Source organism: Streptosporangium sp. G11 (genome assembly GCF_051192615.1).
Classification (GTDB): Bacteria; Actinomycetota; Actinomycetes; order Streptosporangiales; family Streptosporangiaceae; genus Streptosporangium.
Window position 1 is genome coordinate 74,563 of the sequence record NZ_JBPJUQ010000025.1, and the last position, 23,109, is coordinate 97,671.

Annotated in this window: 23 protein-coding genes; 12 read left to right on the forward strand and 11 right to left on the reverse strand. The window is 70.7% G+C overall.

Annotated features, from left to right (window positions below):
• Positions 1-76: 76 nt before the first annotated feature.
• Both ACSDR0_RS23265 and ACSDR0_RS23270 read right to left on the reverse strand, forming a co-directional pair.
• Positions 77-1,033, reverse strand: a complete 957-nt coding sequence (locus ACSDR0_RS23265; RefSeq protein ID WP_435290982.1) for an NAD-dependent epimerase/dehydratase family protein — start codon at positions 1,031-1,033, stop codon at positions 77-79.
• Between the two features lie 102 nt (positions 1,034-1,135).
• The gene (locus tag ACSDR0_RS23270) at positions 1,136-1,768 is read right to left on the reverse strand and encodes a TetR/AcrR family transcriptional regulator (RefSeq protein WP_435290983.1); all 633 of its coding nucleotides are present in this window, start codon (positions 1,766-1,768) and stop codon (positions 1,136-1,138) included.
• A gap of 113 nt (positions 1,769-1,881) precedes the next feature.
• Here ACSDR0_RS23270 and ACSDR0_RS23275 point away from each other — a divergent pair, with 113 nt between their 5' ends.
• Both ACSDR0_RS23275 and ACSDR0_RS23280 read left to right on the forward strand, forming a co-directional pair.
• Positions 1,882-2,646: an SDR family oxidoreductase gene (locus ACSDR0_RS23275; RefSeq protein ID WP_435290984.1), complete on the forward strand. Its 765-nt coding sequence runs from the start codon at positions 1,882-1,884 to the stop codon at positions 2,644-2,646.
• 96 nt (positions 2,647-2,742) lie between these two features.
• Complete coding sequence (locus tag ACSDR0_RS23280) at positions 2,743-3,180, forward strand: nuclear transport factor 2 family protein (RefSeq protein ID WP_435290985.1); 438 nt, start codon at positions 2,743-2,745, stop codon at positions 3,178-3,180.
• Between the two features lie 45 nt (positions 3,181-3,225).
• Here ACSDR0_RS23280 and ACSDR0_RS23285 read toward each other — a convergent pair whose 3' ends face one another.
• Complete coding sequence (locus ACSDR0_RS23285; protein ID WP_435290986.1) at positions 3,226-3,813, reverse strand: CGNR zinc finger domain-containing protein; 588 nt, start codon at positions 3,811-3,813, stop codon at positions 3,226-3,228.
• An 87-nt stretch (positions 3,814-3,900) separates the two neighbouring features.
• Between ACSDR0_RS23285 and ACSDR0_RS23290 the strand changes: the two genes are divergently transcribed.
• On the forward strand, positions 3,901-4,689 hold the full coding sequence (locus ACSDR0_RS23290) for an MBL fold metallo-hydrolase (protein ID WP_435290987.1): 789 nt from the start codon (positions 3,901-3,903) through the stop codon (positions 4,687-4,689).
• 145 nt (positions 4,690-4,834) lie between these two features.
• Positions 4,835-5,698, forward strand: coding sequence for a hypothetical protein (locus ACSDR0_RS23295; RefSeq protein WP_435290988.1), 864 nt, complete (start codon positions 4,835-4,837; stop codon positions 5,696-5,698).
• 114 nt (positions 5,699-5,812) lie between these two features.
• On the opposite strand, the gene ACSDR0_RS23300 is transcribed toward ACSDR0_RS23295, so the two are convergent.
• Together ACSDR0_RS23300 and ACSDR0_RS23305 are read right to left on the reverse strand one after the other, a co-directional pair.
• Positions 5,813-6,985, reverse strand: a complete 1,173-nt coding sequence (locus ACSDR0_RS23300) for a GDSL-type esterase/lipase family protein (RefSeq protein WP_435290989.1) — start codon at positions 6,983-6,985, stop codon at positions 5,813-5,815.
• The gene (locus ACSDR0_RS23305) at positions 6,982-7,467 is read right to left on the reverse strand and encodes an FBP domain-containing protein (RefSeq protein WP_435290990.1); all 486 of its coding nucleotides are present in this window, start codon (positions 7,465-7,467) and stop codon (positions 6,982-6,984) included. The genes ACSDR0_RS23300 and ACSDR0_RS23305 overlap by 4 nt, the downstream gene beginning before the upstream one ends.
• A gap of 81 nt (positions 7,468-7,548) precedes the next feature.
• Between ACSDR0_RS23305 and ACSDR0_RS23310 the strand changes: the two genes are divergently transcribed.
• Entirely contained in the window at positions 7,549-8,148 is a 600-nt protein-coding gene (locus tag ACSDR0_RS23310) for a TetR/AcrR family transcriptional regulator (RefSeq protein WP_435290991.1), read from the forward strand.
• Positions 8,149-8,348: 200 nt separating this feature from the next.
• Here ACSDR0_RS23310 and ACSDR0_RS23315 read toward each other — a convergent pair whose 3' ends face one another.
• Entirely contained in the window at positions 8,349-8,918 is a 570-nt protein-coding gene (locus ACSDR0_RS23315) for a helix-turn-helix domain-containing protein (protein ID WP_435290992.1), read from the reverse strand.
• 232 nt (positions 8,919-9,150) lie between these two features.
• Positions 9,151-9,957 (reverse strand): inositol monophosphatase family protein, encoded by an 807-nt coding sequence (locus ACSDR0_RS23320; RefSeq protein WP_435290993.1) that lies wholly within the window; start codon positions 9,955-9,957, stop codon positions 9,151-9,153.
• 201 nt (positions 9,958-10,158) lie between these two features.
• Here ACSDR0_RS23320 and ACSDR0_RS23325 point away from each other — a divergent pair, with 201 nt between their 5' ends.
• Positions 10,159-11,352 carry a monooxygenase gene (locus ACSDR0_RS23325; RefSeq protein WP_435290994.1) on the forward strand — a complete coding sequence of 398 codons (1,194 nt, stop codon included), beginning with the start codon at positions 10,159-10,161 and terminating at the stop codon, positions 11,350-11,352.
• Between the two features lie 122 nt (positions 11,353-11,474).
• On the opposite strand, the gene ACSDR0_RS23330 is transcribed toward ACSDR0_RS23325, so the two are convergent.
• The 4 genes from ACSDR0_RS23330 to ACSDR0_RS23345 are packed head-to-tail and all read right to left on the reverse strand — an operon-like array spanning position 11,475 to position 16,181.
• A complete protein-coding gene (locus tag ACSDR0_RS23330; RefSeq protein ID WP_435290995.1) occupies positions 11,475-13,376 on the reverse strand; it encodes a DUF6807 family protein in 1,902 nt (633 codons plus the stop codon).
• Positions 13,373-14,404, reverse strand: a complete 1,032-nt coding sequence (locus ACSDR0_RS23335) for a mandelate racemase/muconate lactonizing enzyme family protein (protein WP_435290996.1) — start codon at positions 14,402-14,404, stop codon at positions 13,373-13,375. The genes ACSDR0_RS23330 and ACSDR0_RS23335 overlap by 4 nt, the downstream gene beginning before the upstream one ends.
• Before the next feature lie 8 nt (positions 14,405-14,412).
• Positions 14,413-15,279, reverse strand: coding sequence for a 5-dehydro-4-deoxyglucarate dehydratase (locus ACSDR0_RS23340; protein ID WP_435290997.1), 867 nt, complete (start codon positions 15,277-15,279; stop codon positions 14,413-14,415).
• A 14-nt stretch (positions 15,280-15,293) separates the two neighbouring features.
• The gene (locus ACSDR0_RS23345) at positions 15,294-16,181 is read right to left on the reverse strand and encodes an NAD-dependent epimerase/dehydratase family protein (RefSeq protein ID WP_435290998.1); all 888 of its coding nucleotides are present in this window, start codon (positions 16,179-16,181) and stop codon (positions 15,294-15,296) included.
• Positions 16,182-16,328: 147 nt separating this feature from the next.
• Between ACSDR0_RS23345 and ACSDR0_RS23350 the strand changes: the two genes are divergently transcribed.
• The 6 genes from ACSDR0_RS23350 (at position 16,329) to ACSDR0_RS23375 (ending at position 23,042) form a co-directional block, all read left to right on the forward strand.
• On the forward strand, positions 16,329-17,291 hold the full coding sequence (locus ACSDR0_RS23350; RefSeq protein WP_435290999.1) for a LacI family DNA-binding transcriptional regulator: 963 nt from the start codon (positions 16,329-16,331) through the stop codon (positions 17,289-17,291).
• Between the two features lie 763 nt (positions 17,292-18,054).
• Positions 18,055-19,035: a carbohydrate ABC transporter permease gene (locus ACSDR0_RS23355; protein ID WP_435291000.1), complete on the forward strand. Its 981-nt coding sequence runs from the start codon at positions 18,055-18,057 to the stop codon at positions 19,033-19,035.
• A complete protein-coding gene (locus tag ACSDR0_RS23360; RefSeq protein WP_435291001.1) occupies positions 19,019-19,879 on the forward strand; it encodes a carbohydrate ABC transporter permease in 861 nt (286 codons plus the stop codon). The genes ACSDR0_RS23355 and ACSDR0_RS23360 overlap by 17 nt, the downstream gene beginning before the upstream one ends.
• 34 nt (positions 19,880-19,913) lie before the next feature.
• Positions 19,914-21,176 (forward strand): ABC transporter substrate-binding protein, encoded by a 1,263-nt coding sequence (locus tag ACSDR0_RS23365; RefSeq protein WP_435291002.1) that lies wholly within the window; start codon positions 19,914-19,916, stop codon positions 21,174-21,176.
• Between the two features lie 82 nt (positions 21,177-21,258).
• Positions 21,259-22,542 (forward strand): Gfo/Idh/MocA family protein, encoded by a 1,284-nt coding sequence (locus ACSDR0_RS23370; RefSeq protein ID WP_435291003.1) that lies wholly within the window; start codon positions 21,259-21,261, stop codon positions 22,540-22,542.
• 56 nt (positions 22,543-22,598) lie between these two features.
• Complete coding sequence (locus ACSDR0_RS23375; RefSeq protein WP_435291004.1) at positions 22,599-23,042, forward strand: DUF1801 domain-containing protein; 444 nt, start codon at positions 22,599-22,601, stop codon at positions 23,040-23,042.
• Positions 23,043-23,109 lie beyond the last annotated feature (67 nt).

Here is a 23,109-nt window from a genome sequence, read left to right on the forward strand (position 1 = left end):
CCCATGTCGGTGAACGTGGGCGCCGGCTCGATCCATCGCGAGTCGACCTCGACGAGCCGCGGTACCGGGCCGCTTCTCACCCGAGCAGTCGAAGGAGCTCTGCTTCCTCGGCGGCCGTGAGGCCGGAGCGGCTCACCGTGTGGCCGGACTCGCGCTGCCAGGCGAGCGTGTCGCGAGCCGTGTCGGCGACCGGGCGGACACGCAGCCCGGCGGCCAGCGTGGCGGAGGTGTCGCGGGCCATGAAGCCGGCGTACTCGGGCAACGGCAGCCACATCGGCAGCGACCGCGGGCCCGTCCACGGCTCCACCTTCTGCTCGACGAGGAACTCCTGACCGGCCCAGACCAGCTCGGGCTCCGCCCCTAGGCCCTCGGCGATCTCCGCCAGCAGCTCACCCCTGCCGAACGGCATGGAGGTCGCGTCGTAGGGCCCGGCGAGCCCTTTCTGCGCCGCGTCGAGTGTCCAGGCGGCCAGATCGCGCACGTCGACGAGCTGCACGAGCTCGTCGGGTGACCCGGGAGCCAGCACGGGCCCGCCGCGCGCCAGCCGGTCGACCCAGTAGGTGAACCGGTCGGATTGGTCCTCCGGGCCCACGATCAGCCCGGCGCGCACCAGGAGCGCCTCGTCACCGACGATCCGCTCGCACGCCACCTTGGCCGGCCCGTAGTTCTCCGGGTCGCTCTCGTCGGCGTCGGCGGCCAGCGGCTCGTGCATAACCTGGTTGGCCTCGCCGAAGTCGGAGTAAACGCTGCACGACGACACGAACGTCCAGTGACCGGCGCGGCCCGCGAGCTCCGTGACGGCCCGCCGCACCAGGCTCGGATGCCTGGCGACGTCGACGACGAGGTCGAACCGCCCCTTCACCGGCGCCAGCCCGCCGTCCTCGCTCCGGTCGACCCGGACGAACTCAACATCCGGCGGCGGATCGCCCGCGAGCCCGCGCGCCGCGCACACCACCTCGTGCCCGCGATCGCGCGCCTGCCGCGCGATCTCCCTGGACAAAAATCTCGTACCACCCAGAACAAGTGTCCGCATTCCCCCATCCTGGCCCGCCCGGTCCTGATGGACTCCCTCCCTTCACTCCCAGCGCAAAAGCGGAAACGGGGCGGCGGCCACCGCGCCGGTCCCCGGCCCCGCTCAGATGAGGTCGGCCGCGATCAGGGCCAGCAGGCCGGCCGCCGCGTCGTGCGCGCGGGCTCGAAGCTCGTCCGGACCGGGGATCGGGCCGCCGAGCAGGGCGGTCTCGAGGAGGTCGGCCTGCAACAGCGCGCTGAAGACCCTGGCCGCCCGCAGGGGGTCCCGGATCCTGGCGCGCAGGCTGTCGGGCCAACGTTCGAAGTAGCGGGTGAGCTGGGCGATCTGGCCGCCCACGACCTCGCTCCGGTAGCGCTTCCCGAGCTCGGGGAAGCGCTGGGCCTCCCGGGTCACGACGCGGTAGAGCGCGATCTGTTCCGCGGAGAGGGCGAAGGCCAGGTGCTCGCCGCCCGCCCGGGTGAGGCCCTCCAGGGGGGGCAGGTTCAGCCAGGGCGGCTCCTCGGCTCCCGGATTGGCCGTGCAGGCGGTTTGGATCACCGCGACGAACAGGTCGTCCTTGTTGTCGAAGTGCCGGTACAGCGTCTTGATGGACACCCCGGCGTTCTCGGCGATCCGGTTCACCGAGCTCCCGGCGTAGCCGTCCTCAAGGAAGGCGTCGAGCGCGGCCTTGAGGATCACCTTGCGTTTGCGCTCCATGAGACCCGCCTTCGGGTCGTCCGCGGTCCAGGTACGCATGTTCTCTCCCTCAGATCGCATCGCCTTGACAAAGCATACGACAGCGAGCACTGTTGCAGCGTGCGACAGCAACCGCTGTCGTAGACGAAGAGAAGCGAAAAGGAGTTGGGGACATGTCCGCACTCGCCGGAAAGACAGCACTGGTGACGGGCGCCAGCCGGGGTATCGGCCGCTACACCGCGCAGCGGCTGGCCCGGGACGGAGCCCGGGTGGCCGTGCACTACGGCGCGAACGAGCAGGCGGCCAAGGACACCGTCGCCTCCATCGAGGCCGAGGGCGGCTCCGCGTTCCTCCTGCGGGCGGATCTGGCGGCCCCCCACGCGGCGGAGGCCCTGTGGGCGGAGTTCGACAAGCACGCGGACGGGGTGGACATCCTGGTCAACAACGCCGGAGTGGTCGTCTACGGCCGCGTGAACGAGGTCGTGGAAGAGGACTTCGACCGGCTGTTCGCGGTCAACGTCAAGGCGCCGCTGTTCCTCATCCAGCACGGCCTGCGCCGCCTGCGTGACGGTGGCCGGATCATCAACCTCTCCTCGGCCGGCGCCTACCTCGCCAGCCCGATGGCCACCATGTACACCATGACGAAGGGGGCGATCAACACCCTGACCCTCACCCTCGCCTGGGAGCTCGGCGACCGCGAGATCACCGTCAACGCCGTCGCGCCGGGCTTCACCGACACCGACATGAACTCCTGGTTCGCCGACCCGGCTGCCAAGGCGTGGGCCGCCTCCCAGGGCGTCCGGGGCCGGGTCGGCCGGCCGGACGACATCGGCGACATCGTCGCCTTCCTCGCCTCCGACGACGCCCGCTGGATCAACGGCCAGGTCATAGACGCCACCGGCAGCGGCGCCCTCGGCGTGACCCCCATGGCCGGGTGACCACCGACCGGGCCGCGGCGCCCCACCCCTGAACCGGCGCACTGTGCGCCTGCCCCCAGGCGGGCCCTCACGCCCTTCCTCCCAGAAAGGACAGCCATGTCCAGCCCCACCACAAGGCGGACCGCGATGTCGAGCGAGCGCGAGATCGAGAACCTGATCTCGGCCTACGCGTACCGGAACGACGACGCCGACTTCGCCGGGCTCGGCGACCTGTACGCCGACGCCGTCTTCACCCTTGACGGAACGTCGGCACGCGGCCGCGAGGAGATGGAGACGGCCGCCCGCGACATCATCCGCGTCGGGGAGGACGGCCGTTCCACGACCACTCACGAGATCACCAACATCATGATCGAGGTCGACGAGGAGGCCGGCACGGCTGTCGCCCACGCGTACTGGACCCTCTATCAGACGGTGTCCGGCACCCCGCGGCGGCCCGCCCTCAGCGGCCGCTACCTCGACCGCTTCGAGCGCCGTGACGGGCGGTGGCGCTTCGCCGAGCGGAACGCGACCACCCGATGGAGGGCGGCGGCCTGAGCCCCGCCTCGAACCCGCCCCGAACCCGCCGCGGAGCCGGCGACGCTACCGGGTACGCCGGGTGTAGGCGCGGGCGGCGCGGGCGCGGTCGCCACAGCGGGTGGAACACCAGTGGCGGCGGCCGTGGCGCAGCAGGTAGCGGTTGCAGGGGGTGGAGCCGCAGGCGGTGAGGCGGTCGGCGTCGGGGCCGGTGAGAAGGTCCGCCGCGCCGGCCGCGAGGGTCGCGAGAACGTGGTCGAGGATCTCGGTGGTGGGGCACGGCGCCGCGCGGTAGGGGCCGCTCCTGTCGTCCCAGCGCAGCAGGGCGGCCGTGGGGGCCCTGCTCAGCGCGTCGTTGACGGCGGACAGAGCCGAGGGCGGGGCGGGCAGCCCGGCGACACGGGCGGCGAACAGCACCCTGAGGTGTTCGCGCAGCGAGCGCAGCTGCGCCGCGCACATCTCCCGCACCCCGGCGTCGGCCGGAGCGAGGCCGCGTTCGGTGAGCCACCGGTTCGTCGCTTCGGGGGTGCCGAGGAAATCGATGAACCGCCCTCCGGGCACCGCGATGGCGCTGTTGACGAAGTCGAGGGCGAGGTGGTCCTCCGCCCCCGGCGCGGGCTGCGGCACAGACTCGGCGATCGGGGGCTCGCTCATGACTCTCATGGTACGGCTTGCCTTTGTCCGTGAGACACGGCTACCGTCCTTCATGGATAAACCGCTTCTCATCCGTGAGGTGTCTGAATGGCCGGTACCGGCACGACCGCTGAGCAGATCCCCGTCCGCGTCTTCGGCGGCCCGACCGCCCTCTTCGAGTACGGCGGCCTGCGATTCCTGACCGACCCGACCTTCGACGCTCCCGGCGACTACCCGATACCGGGCGGCCGGCTGACCAAGACGGCGCCCTCCTCCGCCGCACCAGCCGACCTCGGCCGCATCGACGTGGTCCTGCTCTCCCACGACGAGCACCCCGACAACCTCGACGACTCCGGCCGAGCACTGCTCGCCGACGTCCCGCTCACCCTCACGACGCCCGAGGGCGGGCGGCGCCTGGGCGACGGGGCCAAGGGGCTGGCCGACTGGGAGACGATCGAGCTGGACCGCCCCGGCGGCGGCACGATCACCGTCACGGGCGTGCCCGCCATCCACGGGCCCGGCGCACGCGAGGAGGTCGAACCGCTCACCGGCCAGGTCGTCGGATTCGTCCTGACCGGGCAGGGCCTGCCCACGATCTACGTCAGCGGCGACAACGCCTCGATCGACCTGGTCAAGCAGATCGCCGAACGCTTCGGCCCGGTGGACACCGCCGTCCTCTTCGCCGGGGCTCCCCGCTTCTCCGTCCTCTTCGACGGCGCGCCGATCGTCCTCGACAGCGCGCAGGCCGCCGAGGCCGCCGGGATCCTCGGCGCCCGCCGGGTCGTTCCCGTCCACTACAACAGCTGGTCGCACTTCACCGAGGGCCGCGACGAACTGGTGGCGGCCTTCACCGACGCCGGGCTGGCCGGCCGCCTGGACCTGGGCGACCCGAACTGAGACGTGTTCACTCCTCAGGTCGCCTAACTCCGCGAATTGAAAGTCAGTAAAGCCTGAAGCCGTTATCGATCGCTTGACAGTCGCGTTCCCGCCGGAAATGGTGAAGCCGAGCACGCACGGACGATCACCGCCCTGGGGGTACCACATGATTCCCTTCATTCCCGCGTTGAACGAGTACCGGGTGATCGTGGAGAGCCTTCGCGGCATAGAGCAGAGAATCGCGCTGGAAAAGAAAGGGGTTTTCTCCGAGGCTCTCATCCTGTTCGACCACGTGCCGGTACACCACACCCAGCCGTACAGCGGCTACGACGGTTACGAGGTGGCCGGCAAGGACCTGCGTTTCGCGCTCACCGACTCGAGGTCCGACGCCCGCAACGCCCGCAGGCCCTACTACGTCTCCGACAAGGAGGCGAACGTCTCGCTGGCCGACTCCGAGGTGGTCAGCCTGGAGCGGGCCTGGCGCTGGATGGCCGAATGGAAGCAGAACAAGGCCCTGGCACGGGCGCAGATCGTCCAGCAGCACCAGGCCTGGCGAAACAGCCGGGAGGCGGCGGCGTCCGACCTGCGGGCCCGCGAGTACGAGCGGCTGCGTTCCGGGTTGGATCCGCTGCCCCCGCAGGTGTGGGGCCCGGCTCAGGAGCGTGACTGGCAGGCCGAAACGGACCGCGGGGAGGTGGCGGCGTACCAGTCACTCCAGGCCTGGGACAGCCACCCCTATTCGGTGACCGTGATTCTGGTCGGCAATATCGGCCCCTGCGACGGATGCAAGGCCCGGTTGAAGGTTTTCCTGTACGAACTCAGCACGGAATTGTTCCCAAAGGCGTTCGTAATCGTGAAGACCGTATATACCGGCGACCGGTGCAAGGCCGGAGTGCGCGGCGCCACCGACCGGCTGGAGACGGAATACGGATATCCGGACCGCGCGGAACAGCAGGAGTTCCGGCTGGACGACAAAACCTTCTGGCGCCCGTGGGTCCGCCTGGTGAGCCCGTGGCCGGTGCGGCAGTAGGTCCGTGGCCGACCGCCCGGCACCTCGCCCCGCCGGCCCCGCCGATGACCGTCCGCGCCCCGCTGGCCCCGCCGTGATCGGGCCCGCGCCATGGGCCTCCTCGGTCGCCGGGGCTCAATCACGCTCCACGGGCACGTCCTGACCGCCGGTGCCGGCGAACGGGCCGTGGCTCCCGAAGGCCTGGGCGGCGAAGCGCTCGCCGATCGTCCGGTGGCCGGCGGGGTCCGGGTGGAGCTCGTCGGGCAGCGGCAGCTCGGCGTAGTCGGCTTCGCCGTACAGGGTGCGGCCATCCAGATAGTGCAGGTTCGGGTCGTTCCTGCGCGCGACGACACGGGTCAGCTCGTCGCGGATGACGGTGAGCGTGAGGCGTCCGTCCTTGGCGTCCTGCGGGGTGGACACGGAGCGGAACGTCAGCCGCCCGCCGTCGAGAAGCGGCGCGATGGGGCCGGGGGTGTCCTCGAGGAAGGGGCACAGGATCGGCGAGACGACCAGCAGGGGCGTGCCGGGGTGGCCCTCGCGGATGGTGTCGAGGAAGCCGTGCACCGCCGGGCCGAAGGCGCGCAGGCGCATCAGGTCGTGGTTGACCAGATTGATGCCGATCTTGACGCTGATCAGGTCCGCGGGGGTTTCGCGCATGGCGCGGGCGGTGAACGGGTCGAGCAGGGCGTTGCCGCCCAGGCCCAGGTTGATCAGCTCCACCCCGCCTCGGGCGGCGGCCAGCGCCGGCCAGGTGGTGCTGGGGCTTTCTGCGGCCGAGCCGTGGCTGATGGAGCTGCCGTGGTGCAGCCACACCCGGCGGCCCCCGCCGGAGGTGGCCACGAGCGGGGCGTCGGCGCGTAGCGCGACCAGCTCGGTGATCTCGCGCAGCGGCAGCCAGATCTCCACGTCCTTCTCGCGATCGGGCAGGCCGGCGAACCGGACGGTCTTCTCGGGAGTGGGCAGGCCGGTGAAGCGGGCCGTCTTCTCCCGGACGGGCCGCCCGGTGACGGTGGCGGTCGCCCGGCCGGTCAGGTGGCCGTCGACGAGCAGGTCGTAGATGCCGTCCTCCGGCTCGGGGAGGCCGGGATGGACGACCTTGGCCGGCAACACGTCCAGCTCGACGGCGGTGGCCCGGGTGCGGAAGGCCAGCCGTACCCCCGACGGCTGTGCTTCCACGGCGGCCAGGTAGGCGTCGGGGAACTGGGCGCGGGCGCGAGCCGGCAGCCGGTGGGGCAGCAGGCCGTGGCCGGTGCGTTCCAGCTCCAGCGCGCCGCGCACGAGGCCGGACGTCATGGGGATGTCGATCATCGGGTCACCTTCTGGAGGAACTCGGTCACGTTGACCGCGGTCCTGTCGATCTTCTCTTCGAGCGTGAGCGACTCGGGCATCCGCCCGCCGGGCCCGGCGTCCTTCTTTCCGCGCAGATAGAGGGAGCAGGCCAGGTCGGTGCAGATGTAGGCGCCCACGGAGTCGCCGTTGCCCCCGGTGCGGCGGGCGGTCATCAGCGACACGCCGTCGCCGGTGTGCGTGGTCAAACAAAGCGAGCACATGCTGCGCCGCGCTTGCCCGGTGTGCGGGGTCCCCCTGCGCAGCGCCACCCCGACCAGCCGGTCGCCGTGCTCGGCGACCAGGTAGGCGCGGCCGGGGGACGCGGCGTCTCGCCAGCCGAGGAAGTCCAGGTCGTCCCAGGGCCGGGTGTCGAGATCCCTGGGGACGGCGAGGCGTTTGACCTCGCCCTTGGTGCAGTTGACGAAAGAGGCACGGATCTCGCCCTCGGAAATCGCTCTCATAGGCGGAAAGCTATCTCCCGTATGATAAAACAGCAAACCATTAAGTTTTTTCCTAGGGCTCCTAGGAAGAGGGGATGGCTCATGGCACGTGCCGGAGTGACCGTCGAACGGCTGGCCGAGGCGGCGGCGCAACTGGCCGACGAGGTGGGATTGGAGAACGTGACCGTCTCGGAGCTCGCGCGCAGGTTCGGCGTGAAGGATGCGAGCCTGTACTCCCACATCAGGAACGCGCACGAGCTACGGGTTCGGGTGGCCGTGCTGGCGCTGGCCGAGCTCGCCGATCGCGGCGCGGCGGCGCTGGCCGGGCGGGCGGGCAAGGACGCGCTGGTCGCCTTCGCCAACGTCTACCGCGACTACGCCAGGGAACATCCGGGCAGGTACACGGCGGCTCAGGTCGAGCTCGACCCGGAGACCGCGAAGGCGAGCGCGGCACGCCGGCACTCGGACATGACACGGGCCATCCTGCGCGGCTACTCGCTGGTGGAGCCCGACCAGACCGACGCGGTCCGGCTGCTGGGCAGCATCTTCCACGGGTTCGTGAGCCTGGAGCAGGCGGGCGGCTTCCGCCACCACCCACGCGGCGCGGACGAGTCCTGGGGCCGGGTGCTCGACACGCTCGACGTCGCGCTCCGCAACTGGCCGGCGCAGGCGGGCGATACAGCCGCGGGCCGCACGCCATGACGGCGACCGAGGCCGCGACAACGCACCAGGCCGCCGCCAGGGCCCGCCGACCGGTGAGGGAGCGATGATCTCGCCGGTCGGCGGGAGGTCGTCGTCCCAGAGGTCCCACCGGGGCCCCGCCGAGTTCCCCTCCCCCGGGAACGGGCTCTCGCGAGCCGCCCGCGGCGCCGCGAACGGGACCCGCCGGACCTCGCGCGAGATCACCCGGGGCGGGCTCGCAGGTGGGCGCGCTCGCCCTGCCGTCCGAAGATGACAAGGAGCTCCACCGGCTGGTCGTCGGCGGAACCGAGCCAGTGCGGGAGGCGAGTGTCGAACTCCGCCACCTCGCCGGGGGCCATGACGAGGCCACCGTCGCCGAGGAGGAGGCGCAGGCGGCCGTTGAGGACGTAGACCCACTCGTAGCCCTCGTGGGTTTTCAGGTCGGGCTCTCCGCCAACGGGGCCGATGACGAGTTTGTAGGCCTGCAGGCCTCCGGCGCGGCGGGTGAGCGGCACGTACGTCGTGCCGCCGCGGGTGACGGGGCGCAGGTGCACGCGGGGATCGCCGGTTTGCGGGGCGCCGACGAGCTCGTCCAGGGGAACGCCGTAGGCGCGGGCGAGCGGGAGCAGCAACTCCAGGTTGGGTTTGCGCCCGCCGCTCTCCAGGCGGGAGAGCGTGCTCTCCGAGATGCCGGTGGTCTCGGCCAGGTAGGCCAGGGTGAGGCCGCGGTCGCGGCGCAGCCCCCGTAGCCGGGGGCCGACGGCGGCCAGCACGTCGTTGAGTTCGTCCACACCCCCATCTTGCTGAACCGGCATGATTTCGTGCAAACGAAGCGGGGGCGCCCTCCCTGAGTCATGGGCGGCACACCCAAATCGGCCCAGGTTCCGGACCCGGCGGATTCGCCTGTCCGGGAAGGTCCGGACGGTTCGGGTGTGCCGCCGATAATGATCTTGAAGACGGGCCGACGCCTTTACAATGTAGATTCATTGCACCGGACGCCGCGCCCGGAAACGGGCGGGCCCGCTACCGGTCGGACGCGACCTGATCGCCGGTCATCCGCAGCAGTGCCGCGTGCGTCTCCCGGTCGGCCGCCACGACGAGCCCGCCCGCACCGGTGTGCGGCGGCTGGCCGTGGATGCCGGTCACCACGCACCCGGCCGCCTGGCACAGGGCGATCCCGGCGGCGAAGTGCACGTTGTCGCGCAGATGGCCGTCGGTGACGAAGGCGGCTCGCCGTCCGGCGGCCACCCAGGCCACCGCCAGGGTGGTGGAGACGACACGCGGCTGGAACCGCTCGGCGAACCGCGGGTCGGCGAGCAGGCGGACCGCCCGGAAGCCCGGCTCGTTCGGGAACGGGGGGTCGAGATTGACGTCCACCAACCGTGACCCGGGCGACGGCCTGAGCTCCTCGTCCACGTCGCCCCTGCGCGCCCAGGCGCGTTCGCCGTCCGTCCAGAACACCTCCTCGGCGAACGGATCGGCCGACGCCGCCACGGTGACGCCGTCCTGCGCCCGCAGGGCGACGTTCACCGCGACCAGCATGTTCCGCGCGGCGTAGTTCAGCGTGCCGCACAGGGGATCGACCAGCCACATGCGTTCCGCGCCCTCCGCGCCGGTACGCCCGCCCTCCTCCCCCGTCACGGCGTCGTCCGGCCGAGCGGTCCGGATGACGTCGAGGATGACCTTCTCCGCCTCGAGATCGGCGGCCGTGGCGAAGTCACCGGCGGACTTCTCGAAGCGCGCCAGCGTCCTCCCGTACATGGCGCGCACCACGGCGGCTCCCGCCAGCGCCGCCGCCACGGCCAGCTCCGCGTCGCTTCTCGCGTTCATGATCGGCATGTGAGCAGGATAGCCCCGCCCGTTTTCCTGGCCGGGGCCCGGCGTGCGGCGATCGGCCGCCCCGGTCATACCGACGAGGTCCCTCTCGGCCACGAGTACCAGCCGACTCCCGAAAACCTTTCCGCCTTGAGGATGAGAAGGTTCGACTCTCAGACCGATGAGGAAACGGGCGCGAACAGCGACGCTGAACCCATGAAAACGACACGGTGGCCGGGTATGGCCGCCCTCGTGCTGACGGGCGCCCTTGTCCTCGCGTCCTGCGGGCAGGGCGCGGGCACGGCGCGTCCCTCCGCCGTCCCTCCTCAATCCCCGGGTGCCGCCACGCACTCCGGCCACGGAATGGAGGCCGCCCCGCCTCCGCCGGCCGCGCCGTTGCGGGCTGGGGAACGCTTCGTCAACCTGAAGCTGCCCAAGCCCTACACCCCGGCCGCGCCGCCGAAGGCGACCGACGAGTACCGGTGCTTCCTTCTCGACCCGAAGCTGAGCGCCCCGGCGTTCCTCACCGGCAACCAGTTCCTGGCGCAGAACACCGACCTCGTCCACCACGCGATCGTCTACGCGGTCGACCGGGACGCGGCCGAGAAGGCCCGTACCCTCGACGCGAGCACCTCGGGCGAGGGCTGGACCTGCTTCGGCGACGCCGGCATCGAGGACGGCAAGTGGATCGGCCACTGGGCGCCGGGCGCCAACGAGACGCTGCTCACCCAGAAGGTCGGCCACCCGGTGGCCGCCGGCAGCCGGCTCATCCTGCAGGTCCACTACAACCTGCTCGCCACCGAGGGCAAGGCCGCGGGCAGCGACCAGTCGGGCATCAGGCTCCGGTTCGCCGACGGAGCCTCCAAGCTCACCCCGCTGGAGACCAGCCTGCTGTCCGCCCCCATCGAGCTGCCCTGCACCAAGGAGGAGTCGGGCCCGCTGTGCGACCGTGAGGCCGCCATCGACGACCTGGCCAACCGCTTCGGCGGCCAGGCGCGGGAGTTCCCGGACCAGCTCGGCCAGATGTGCAACGACGGCAAGCCGCCGCCCCCGGGCGACACCCAGCACTGCGAGACGTCGCTGCCCGCCGGCGGCACGGTCTACGCCCTCGCCGGGCACATGCACCTGCTGGGCCGCTCGATCAAGGTCGAGCTCAACCCCGGCGGCCCCGGCGGGGAGACCCTTCTCGACATCCCGCGGTACAACTTCGACGATCAGGCCATCCGGCCGCTGGACCGGCCCGTCGTGGTCAAGAAGGGCGACCGCCTGCGGGTCACCTGCACCCACGACGCGGGCCTGCGCAAGGCACTGCCCGCGCTGAGCACCCTGCCCCCGCGCTACGTCGTCTGGGGCGAGGGCACCAGCGACGAGATGTGCCTGGGCCTGGTCGTCTGGTCCCCCGGCGTATAGGCGAGGATCCGGCGGTCCCGAGCGCGCCGTACCGCCCGTCGAGGAGGACGTCGAGGGGGATGGGGTTCGTCCCTATGGACCACCCTTCGGGCCCGCGGGCGCGTTCCCCGCGACGAGGATTCTCACGAGACCGTGAGCTCCGCGGCGAGGGCCAGGGCCCGTCCGGTGGTGAGCCGCCCGTCGGCGACCACGATCGTGATCGCGCGTTCCAGCCGGTCGGGGACGCTCAGCGGCGCGTCCCAGGCCAGGGCCGGTCCGACGCCCGGATACTCGGCGACGCGGACGAACCACGGGTCGAGGCCGAGGGTCTGCACGAACAGCAGGCTCCAGTCGTCGGAGGTCAGCGCCAGCCAGGGCGAGAGGCTGCCGTGCACAGCCTGCTCGCCGGAGGCGTCGGCGGCGAAGACGTCCAGCCCGGTGGAGTCCTTGGGCGCGCGCCAGAAGAACCCGCCGTAGCCGGCGCCGGTCCGGCCCTTGCAGGCCGAGCTCTGGATCGACAGCGGCTCGCCGGTCCGGTTGTGCAGCGTCAGGGCGACCTCCAGCGCCCAGGCGCCGGGCAGGGCGCGGGCCGTGAGGGTCCGTTCTTCGACGGCCAGGACGGCGCCGTCCGGTCCGACCCAGTCGAGGTGCTCGGCGAAGCCGCCGTCCACCGGGCGCAGCGAGCGCCGCCGCTGCCGCCCGTGGTTGGGGAGGATCTTCGGCCCGGTGCCGGGTACGTAGGTGGAGCCGCCCCAGAAGTTGACTCCGTTGACGTCGGAGATCGCCACGCTCGCCCCGAAATGGTGCACGTGGTCGGCGGGCTGGGTCTCGGTCACGACCGTCCCGCCGAGGGTCCGGACCGGATGCAGGTGGGGTCGCGGCGCGTCCGCCGGCTGGAGATCGCCCCGCCGGACGTAGGTCGCGACCTCCCGCGAACCGACGCGCAGCGACGATTCCGGCCAGGTGCTCGGCGGGGAACCGAGGCTGCCGGGGAAACCGACCTCCGACAGGGTCTTCAGCTCCGCCGCCGCGCGCACGGCCAGGCCGTCGATGCCCGGCAGCACCAGCCGGGACGGCTCGGCGCGAAAGCCGTCGACGGGCTGCGGGTCGGGGGCGCGCCGGATCTCGTCGAGCAGCCGGGTGAAGCCACCGGTCCGCTCCAGCGGCACCAGCAGCTCCTCCCCCTCCCTGATGTGCGCCAGGAGGTTGCCGAGGAGGTCGACCCGGTCGAAGCCGGTGCGGACGCCGTCCACCTCGATCTCGTCGAGGGTGTAGAAGAGCAGGGCCGAGCGTGTCTCGCCGTGCAGATGCAGGTAGGGCTCGGTCCGGCGGTCGCCGCAGAGGCTCACGGTGATCGCGATGACGGTGCCGTCGGCGAGACGGATCCGGGCGCTGGAGGTGTCGTCGCAGGAGATCGCGTTGGCCCGGTACAGCTCCAGCTCGATCCCCTGGACCGAGGAGACCGCGTCGGCCCCCGCGACGGCCAGCGCGGTGGCCACCGCGTGCGCGAACGGATTGGTCAGCGCGCCGTCCATGACGTCCACGCCGTCCAGCCGGCGATGCCCGGCCCAGGGGGCGCGCGAGTAGTAGGCGAACGGGCGCGTCCAGGATCCGGCGACGCCGATGCCGCGGATCGGCTCGCCCAGCAGTCCGGCCGCGGCGGGGACGGCGGCCGAGCCGAGCGACTGGAAGCCGACCTGGCAGGCCAGCCCCGTCTCGGCCACGGCGGCGGAGATCCGTTCGAACTCCTCCACCGACGGCGTGGGGGGCTTCTCCAGCAGCACGTGCGCCCCGGCCCGCAGGGCCGCGACGGCCAGCGGCGCGTGGGTGTGGATCGGCGTCGCGATCACCGCGACCTCCGCCCCGGTCTCGGCGATCAGCGACGGCAGGTCCGCCGACGACGGCACGTCGAGGCCGGGTACGGGCCGGGTGTCGCAGACCCCGGCGAGCTCGGCCCGTCCGGCCGAGGCCAGCCGCCGGACGTTCTCCAGATGGTTCCTGCCGTGGCCGTGCACCCCGGCGACCACCATTCGCACCGGCTTCACGACGCCCACCTCGTCGGTGCCCCGGTCGCCCGCAGCTCCGGCCCGGTGATCTCCACCGGGAGGGGCGCGGCGAGCAGCCCGAGATCGGCCAGCGCGGCGTCCTCCACCCTCTCCACCATCGCGGGGTGGTGCAGCGCGAGGGCGAGCTGGCCCGACAGCTCGGTGAGCAGATGCGGATAGACCGGGACTCCGAAGACACGGGCGATCTCGGCGATCCGCAGGAACGGCGTGATCCCGCCGACCCGCACCAGGTTCGGCTGGACGACGTCGCAGGCTCCCGCCGTCAGCAGGTCGCGGAACCCGTGAGCGGTGGCGACGTTCTCGCCGACCGCGACCGGGGTGCCGACGCTCCGCCGCAGTTCCACCTGGGCGGCCAGGTCGTCGGCGGGCAGCGGCTCCTCGATCCAGAACAGGTCGTACCGCTCCAGGGCCCGCAGCGCGGTCCGGGCCCGGTGCAGGTCCCACCGCTGGTTGGCGTCGATCATCAGCAGCCGGTCCGGCCCGATCACCTCGCGGACCGCCGCCACCCGCTCGACGTCCTCGGCCAGCGAGGGGCGCCCGACCTTGATCTTGACCGCGGTGTATCCGGTGGCGAGCCAGCGTTCGGCCTGCGCCCGGAGTTCCTCCAGCGGGTAGTGGAGATTGACCCCGCTGCCGTAGACGGGGACGCTCTCGCGCCGCGCGCCGAGGACCTCGACCAGCGGGCGCTCGCCACAGCGCAGATCCCAGAGCGCGAGATCCACCCCGGCCAGGGCGATCGGGACGATCCCGGCCCGCCCCGCCTCGCCGAGGTGGGCCGACAGCCGGTCCCACGCGAGCTCCGGATGCGGCGGCATGCCGATCACCGCGTCGCGGATGTCGTGTTCCAGCAGGGCCTTGACCGCCTGGGCCCCGATCTGCGGGGTCCAGGCCATCCCGGTGCCGCGCCGCCCGTCCTCCAGCGTGATCGTGACGAGCAGCGCGTGGTTGCAGGGCACGTCCGCGCCCCAGGGCCTGGCCAGGGGCACCGACCGCGGTGTGACCGTCAAGTCCTTGATCATGACGCTACCAGGGCGAGTCCCGACTTGATCAGCGCTTCGAGCTCGGCCTCGTGCTCGGGCGTCACGGGAACCAGTGGTGGCCGGACCTGCCCTGCGTCCAGCCCGCGCAGCCGCACTCCGGCCTTGACCAGCGACACCGCGTAGCCCGGCACCTTGGAACGCAATCGCACCAGCGGGGCGTAGAACTCGGTGATCAGCCGCTCGTCGCCGTTCAGGTAGGCGCCGGCGATCTCGGGCGCGAAGCAGAACACCGCGCTGGAGTACAGGCCGATGCCGATCGCCCGGTAGGCGGGCTGGGTCAGCTCGGCGGTCGGCAGCCCGTTGAAGAACAGGAAGTCCGGGCGGGCCTCCCGGACGGCCAGCACGATCCGCTGCATCCGGTCGATGTCGCCGAGGCCGTCCTTCAGCCCGATGACGCCGGGGATCGCGGCGAGCGCGACCGCCGCCTCGGGTTCGAGCGCGATCGGCCCGCGCTGGTAGATGATCACCGGGAGCTCGGCGGCGATCGCCCGTACGTAGTCGGGGAAACCGGGCCCCTGGACGAGATAGGGCGGCATGAGCAGCAGCCCGTCGGCACCCGCCTCGCGGGCGGCCCGCGCCTGGGCGAGCGCCGCGCCGATCGGCCCGCCCGCTCCGGCGAACACCGGGACGGCCCCGCCCGCCGCCCGCGCCGCCACCTGGACGACCCGGGCGTGCTCGGCTTCCGACAGCGCGGTGAACTCACCGGTCCCGCAGGCGGCGAACACGCCGCCGGGCCGGTGCTCGAGTCCCTGCCGGATGTGGTCGGCCAGCACGCCGGGCGCGAGCTCGCCGTCCGGGCCGAAGGGGGTCACGGGAAAGAACAGGACACCATCAAGATTCATGATCGTGGTTTCTCTCAGGAGAGTTCGGTGCGCCAGCTGCGCTTGGCGGTCCAGCCGAGCAGCCGCTCGGCCTTGGCGGAGGAGAAGGCGGGGGCGGTACCGGTCAGATGGGCGGCGAACGCCTTCGTCTCCGGTATGACGGCCGGCAGCAACTCGGCCAGCGGCTCGCGCGCCAGGGCGTCGGCGGCGCCCGCGAAGAAGACCTCGCCGTTCGTCTCCAGCAGGGGGAGCCTGGTGAGCAGCGTGTCGACGAAGTCGCCGGCGTCGCGGGCGTCGAGGTAGTTGAACAGGGAGACCCCGCCTATCTCGGGCCGGTTCAGCCGCTCGGTGATCGTGTGCCCGGACTGGGTGGGCGCGCCCTCCCACTCCTCGGGCGCGACGACGAAGCAGGGGCGGACCGCGGCCATCCGGGTGGTCTCGGTGGTCCGGGCGAACGTCCGCATGGTCTCCTCGGCCACGACCTTCGACAGGTTGTAGGCGTTCCAGGGCTCCGTCGGGTGGTCCTCGTCGATCGGCAGGTAGGCGGGGGTCCAGCCGCCCGGCGCGCCGTATCCGATCACCGTGGGGCTGCTGGCCACGATGAGCTTCTCCACGCCGAGGGCGACCGAGGCCTCGCAGACGTTGAAGGCGAGCTGGGTGTTGACCCGGAACGTGGTGGGCTCGGAACGGCTGAACGGCACCGCGATGGCGGCCAGGTGGACCACCGCCTCCGGCCGGAACCGCGCGATCACCGAGTGGGCCTCACCCAGGTCGGTGAGATCCGCCGGAAGGGCCGAGGCGGCCTCGCGCGGGGTTCCCGGCGCGCTGTCCACACCGATCACCTCATGCCCGGCCGCCGCGAGCGAGATGACCACGCTGCGGCCGAGCCGACCCGCGCTGCCGGTGACGAGCACTCTGCTCACCGTGGGGACTCCTTTTGAAGACTGCAATCAGTTGCAGTAAACAATCGCGTCCGGCAGGACAATACGTCAAGTGAGCGGGGTGGATCACCGGCAACCGGTCTCAGGATGGTTGGCTGATATGCAAACGATTGCGTTAAGGTGTGCGGCATGTCAGTGACCATCCGGGACGTCGCCCATGCGTCAGGTGTCCATGTGTCGACGGTCTCCCGAACCTTCTCGGCACCCCATCTGGTGAACGCCGAGACCCGGACCCGGGTGCTGGCGGCGGCCGAGGAGCTCGACTACCGGCCCAACCGGGCGGCCCGCTCGCTCAAGACGGGCCGTACCAACAACATCGGGCTGATCGTGGCCGATCTGGCCAACCCGTTCTTCCCTCCGCTGATCAAGGCCGCGCAGGCCGCCGCCCGCCGCCAGGACTACCACCTGTTCGTGGCCGACACCGGCGAGGACCCCGCCGAGGAGGAGAACCTCGTACTGGCCTTCTCCAAGCAGGTCGACGGCATCGTGCTGTGCAGCCCGCGCCTGTCCAACAAGGCCCTCGAGAAGCTTTCCGAGCGCGTCTCGTTCGTGCTGGTCAACCGGCGCATCCGCGGGCTGACCACGGTCGTGATGGACGTCGCCCACGGCGCCCGCGCCGCCATGGAGCACCTCGTGGAGCTCGGTCACCGGCGCGTCGCCCTGGTGGCGGGCCCCGCGGGCTCGTGGACCAGCGGCGAGATCCGCAAGGCCGTCTCGGAGATCCCCGGTCTCGACACCGTCGTCATCGGCCCCAACTCCCCCACCGTGGAGGGCGGCCTCGCCGCCGCACCCACGGTCGCCGAGGCGGGGGTGACCGGCGTGCTCGCCTACAACGACCTCGTCGCCATCGGCCTCATCGAGGGACTGGAGACCCTCGGCGTCGAGGTGCCGGGCGACGTCAGCGTGATCGGCTTCGACGACAGCGTCACCGGCCGGCTGCACCGCCCCAAACTCACCACGGTCGCGATGCCCACGAGTGACGCCGGCCGGATGGCGGTCGACCTCCTCATCCAGTCGATGAGCGCCGCGACGGTCCTGGAGACCCACCTGGTGGTCCGCGACTCCACCGCGCCTCCCGGAGGGGCCCGGTGAGCGGCGACCCCGCGCGATTGCCGGACGCCGCCCTTCTCGGAGGTGCCGGACCCGGGTGAGGCTCCCCGGGTGAGGCCCGGACCGCCGGGTCCGCGCCGACCGCGCGATGAGGTTCGGGCGGCGACGGCCGGGTTCGGCGACGGGCCGGCCGACCTCGGCGCAGACTTCGTGCCATCGTTGACTTTTCGTACCGCTTTTTCGTTTCGTCCGACTATTGTCGTTTTATGCCGCTTTTGTCCTTTTATTCCGTTATTGCCTTTTCGTGCCGCCGTTGTCCTCCGGGTACTGCGACGCGGCCTGCCGGGACACGCCGGCCGGCCGGACGCTCTCCCGGATGGGCGCGGGCCTCTTTCTCACCCCGGCACCCCGGTGTCGCCGGCCATGCCGTCGCAGGACCGCCGAAGGACCGCCGAGAGGCCGCCGCGGACAGGCGTGAGCCGTGGAAACCGATGACGCCGACGGGCCCCCGCGGAGGTGACGCGCTTCGGGCGGACGTCTCCCCCACAGGGCTGCCACCAGGCGCTTTCCCCCTTTTCGCGGCGGGGGCGGACCCCCATCTGTCACTGCAATCGGTTGTACTAACTCGTGCTCGATCGAGATTTTTCCTCGCGCCCTCTGATGAGGTATATCCCGCCTGAGCTGCAACGACGACAAAATCAAACGTTACGATTCGTGAGCTAGCTCACTGCAAAGGGTTGACGTCTTAGTTTGTAAAGCTATAGGAAAAGCGCATCCCATTCACCAACTCCCCGAAGGGCCAGTGATGACGCTGAGTCCCGCACCGGCGGGGACGACCGAGGTGCCGGTCGCGCCCCCGGAAAAAGCGGGTGCCCCCCACCCCGGGCGCCTCAAAAGCTCCCGCAGCCGATCGCAGGCATGGGCGGCCTACCTGTTTCTGGCCCCTTGGTTCATCGGCCTGTTCGCGATCACACTGGGCCCGATGATCGCCTCGCTCTACCTGTCGTTCACCGACTACAGCCTGCTGAGCGAAGCCCACTGGGTGGGCCTCGACAACTACGAGAAGATGTTCACGCAGGACGACCGGTTCATGGCCTCGCTGCAGGTGACGACCACCTACGTGGTGGTTTCCGTTCCGCTGCAGCTGGCCTTCGCGCTGGCGCTGGCGCTCGTGCTGGACCGGGGCCTGCGCGGCCTGCCGTTCTACCGCTCGATCTTCTACCTGCCCTCGCTGCTGGGAGGCAGCGTGGCGATCTCGATCCTCTGGCGGAAGATCTTCGGGACCGACGGCATCGTCAACTCGTTCCTGGGCCTGTTCGGCTACGAGGGCCAGGGCTGGGTGACCAGCCCCGACACCGCGCTGTGGACACTGATCATCCTGCACGTCTGGACGTTCGGCGCCCCGATGGTCATCTTCCTGGCCGGGCTCCGCCAGATCCCGCAGAGCCTGTACGAGGCGGCCTCGGTCGACGGCGCCGGCAGGTGGCGGAAGTTCCGCTCGATCACCCTGCCGCTGCTCACCCCGATCATCTTCTTCAACCTGGTGCTGGAGGTGATCAAGTCGTTCCAGTCCTTCACCCAGTCGTTCATCGTCAGCGGCGGCAACGGCGGGCCGATCGACTCGACCCTGTTCTACACGCTCTACCTCTACATCAAGGGCTTCAAGAACTACGAAATGGGTTACGCGGCCGGCATGGCCTGGGTGCTGCTGCTCATCATCGCCGCGCTGACCGCCGTCAACTTCCTCATGTCTCGATTCTGGGTTTTCTATGGCGACGACAAGTAAGCGCGTGCCGGCCCTGTTCCGGCCCGCCCCGCGCCTGGTCAGGCATCTGCTGCTCATCGTTGCCGGGCTGTTCATGCTCTACCCGCTGCTGTGGATGATCTCCAGCTCGCTCAAGCCCGAGGAGCTGATCTTCCGGGAGCCGGGGCTGATGCCGACCGCGGTGACGGCCGAGAACTACACCGAGGGCTGGGGCGCCCTCAAGCACTCCTTCGGCTACTACCTGTGGAACTCGGCCGTCGTCACCTCCCTGGCGGTGGTCGGCAACCTGGTCGCCTGCTCGCTCGCGGCCTACGCCTTCGCCCGGCTGGAGTTCCCGCTGAAGAAGATGTGGTTTGCGATCATGCTCGGCTCGATCATGCTGCCGCACCACGTCACGGTCGTCCCGCAGTACATCGTGTTCGCCAAGATCGACTGGATCAACACGATCTGGCCGATCGTCGCGCCGAAGTTCCTCGCGACCGACGCGTTCTTCATCTTCCTTATGGTGCAGTTCATCCGCACCCTCCCCCGGGAGCTGGACGAGGCGGCGGCGATCGACGGCGCGGGCTACTGGCGCACGTTCGTCCAGGTGATCCTGCCACTGTGCGTCCCGGCACTGGCGACCACCGCGATCTTCACCTTCATCTGGACGTGGAACGACTTCTTCACCCAGAACCTCTATCTGACCAACTCCGACAACCTCACCGTTCCCGTCGCGCTCCGGCAGTTCATGGACTCCAGCGGCGAGTCCTCCTGGGGTCCGCTGTTCGCGATGTCGATCATCTCTCTCGGCCCGATCTTCGGCTTCTTCCTCGCGGGCCAGAAATATCTCATTCGCGGCATGGCGACCACCGGCCTCAAGTAACCCCTCCCATCCCCCATCCCCCGGAGGTATCTCGATGAAGCGCATCCTGGCGGCCACCGCCATCACCCTGCTCGCCGTGTCGGCCACCGCGTGTGGCAGTGACGACGGCGGCGAATCCGGCGGGAAGACGAAGGTCGTCTTCTCGTACTGGGGCAGCGACGCCCGGCAGAAGCTGACCGAGTCGGCCATCGCCACGTTCGAGAAGAAGAACCCGACGATCGACGTCGAAGGTGACTTCTCCGACTGGGACAGCTACTACGAGAAGCTGGCCACCAAGACCGCGGCCGGCGACGCCCCGGACGTCATGTCCATCGAGATCCGCGGTCTCGCCGAGTACTCCGGCCGCGCCACCCTCGCCGACCTCACCGGCAAGGTCAACACCGCCGACCTCGACCAGGAAGTGCTCAAGGCCGGCCAGGTCGACGGCAAGCAGTACGCCATCCCCACCGGCGTCAACACCTTCCCGATGATCGTCAACAAGGCCGCGGTGGAGAAAGCGGGCCAGCAGATCCCGGATGACAAGACCTGGACCTGGGACGACTACATCTCGATCTCCCAGAAGGTAACCGAGCAGGGCCAGGGCAAGCTCTGGGGCACCGAGTACAACGAGAACCCCGCCTTCCTGCAGCTGTTCGCCGCCCAGCGCGGGGAGCAGTTCTACAAGGACGGCAGGATCGGCCTGTCGGAGCAGACCATCAAGGACTGGTGGGCCCTGCTGCAGAAAATCATCTCCACCAAGGCCGGCCCGGACGCCGCCCTGATGCTGGAGACCGGCACCAAGGTCGACCAGGCCCTGCTCGCCACGAACGCCAGCGCGTTCGGCAGCTGGTGGAGCAACCAGCTCACCGCGCTGAGCAAGGGCTCCGGCCAGGAGCTCGACCTGCTGCGGATGCCGAAGGCCCAGGGCGCCACCACCGCCGGCATGTTCCTGCAGCCGGCGATGTACTACACGATCTCGGCCAAGACGGAGAAGGCCGAGGCCGCCCAGAAGTTCGTCGACTTCCTCGTCAACGACCCCGAGGCCGGCGCCATCCTGCTCAGCGACCGCGGTCTGCCGACCAACGCCAAGGTCGTCACCGCCATCAAGGACAAGCTGACCCCGGCCGACCAGAAGGTGCTGGCCTTCATCGACTCGATCAAGAGCGAGCTGAGCCCGATCTCGATCCCGCCGAAGGGCGCCATGGAGATGGAGGACATCCTCAAGCGCGCCACCGACTCGGTGCTGTTCGGCAAGGCCTCCGCGGACGACGCGGCGACGGCCTTCCTCACCGAGGCCAACGCCGCCATCACCAAGTGACCGGCGTCCGCTGACGTGCCGTACGGCTCGCGCCGAGCCGTACGGCACACCCGTTCTCACCGCTCCCTCCATGGAGTTCTTGATGCGATACGCCTTCGTCGGGCTCGGTCACCGGGCACAGCTCTACATCGACGCGCTGCTCGGCGAGTGGAGCGACACCGGTGAGATCGTCGCCCTCTGCGACGTCAACCGGACCCGGCTCGGCTACTACCTCGACCGGATCGGACGCGACGTCCCGTGTTTCGCGCCGCACGAGTTCGACAAGATGCTCCAGGTGGCGGACGCCGTCGTGGTCGCCACCGTCGACGCCACCCATGCCCGTTACGTCGTCGCCGCGCTGGAGGCGGGCAAGGACGTCATCGTGGAGAAGCCGCTGTGCACCACCGCCGAGGACTGCGCGGCCATCGTCGAGGCCGCCGAGCGGAGCACCGGACGGCTCGTCGTCACCTTCAACTACCGCTACTCGCCGCGCAACGGCGCCGTCCGCCGGCTGATCGCCGACGGATCGATCGGCGACGTCACCTCCGTGCACTTCGAGTGGGTGCTGGACACCATCCACGGAGCCGACTACTTCCGCCGCTGGCACCGTGACAAGGCCAGCTCCGGCGGCCTGCTGGTGCACAAGTCCACCCACCACTTCGACCTGGTCAACTGGTGGCTGGCCGACACCGCCCGCTCCGTCTACGCCCAGTCGGCACTGCGGTTCTACGGGGCCGGCAACGCCCGCGCCCGCGGCCTGCACGACCGGCCGGAACGCGCTCACGGCGCGCCCGAGCTCGGCAGCGACCCCTATCTTCTCGACATCTCCGCCGACCCCCGGCTCAAACGCCTCTATCTGGACGCCGAGCACGAGGACGGCTACATCCGCGACCAGGACGTGTTCGGTGACGGCGTGACCATCGAGGACAACATGGCCGTCCTCGTCGGCTACTCCCGCGGGGCGAAACTCACCTACTCCCTCAACGCCCACGGCCCCTTCGAGGGCTACCGGGTGGCCGTCAACGGCACCGCCGGACGCCTGGAGCTGGAAGTCGTCGAACGCGCCTGGACCCCGCCCCGGGCCGCGATCGACCCGACCGCGGCCGACAAGGCTCACGCCACCGGCACCTCCGAGCGGCTCGTCCTGCACCGGCACTGGCGCGAACCCGAGGAGATCGCCATCTCCTCGGGCGCGGGCGGCCACGGCGGCGGCGACGCCCTCATGCTGGACGACGTCTTCCGCGGCGCCGGCGAGGACCCCCTGGGCCGCCAGGCGGGGTACCGCGCGGGCGTCGCCAGCGTGATGGTCGGGGTCTCGGCCAACCGGTCCGCCGCTACCGGCGCGCCCGTCCTCCTGGACGACGGCGGCACCTGGCCCGCGGGCTGAGACCCGGCGGGAGCTCGCGCGGCGCCTTTGTCGTACCCGCGTGGGAGCATGCCGCCATGGCGACATCAAAGCAGCCGGTGACGGTCCCGACCGACGCCGACGTCGACGGTTTCCTGGCCGAGGTCCCCGACGAGCGCCGGCGGGCCGACGCGGAGCGTCTGCGCGCGATCCTGCGCGAGGTGACCGGCGAGCCCGCGGTGATGTGGGGCCCGAGCATCGTCGGCTTCGGCAGTTACCGCTACACCTACGAGAGCGGGCGCACGGGCGACTGGCCCCTGGCGGGCTTCTCACCGCGAAAGCAGCATCTCGTCGTCTACCTGGTGGGCGGGTTCGAGGAGCGACACGCGTCGGTGCTCGCCCGGCTGGGTCCCCACAAGGCCGGAAAGGGATGCCTCTACCTGAAACGGCTCGACGACGTCGACGAGAGCGCGCTGCGCGAGCTCATCGACCGCACGGTCCGGGTGCACAGGGGCGTCGACCGGGCCGGCGAGAGCCGATGACCACCGCCCGTCCCTGACCGACTCGCGCGGGTCCGCCCACCATCCATCGCGACGGAGGTTCTCCTCG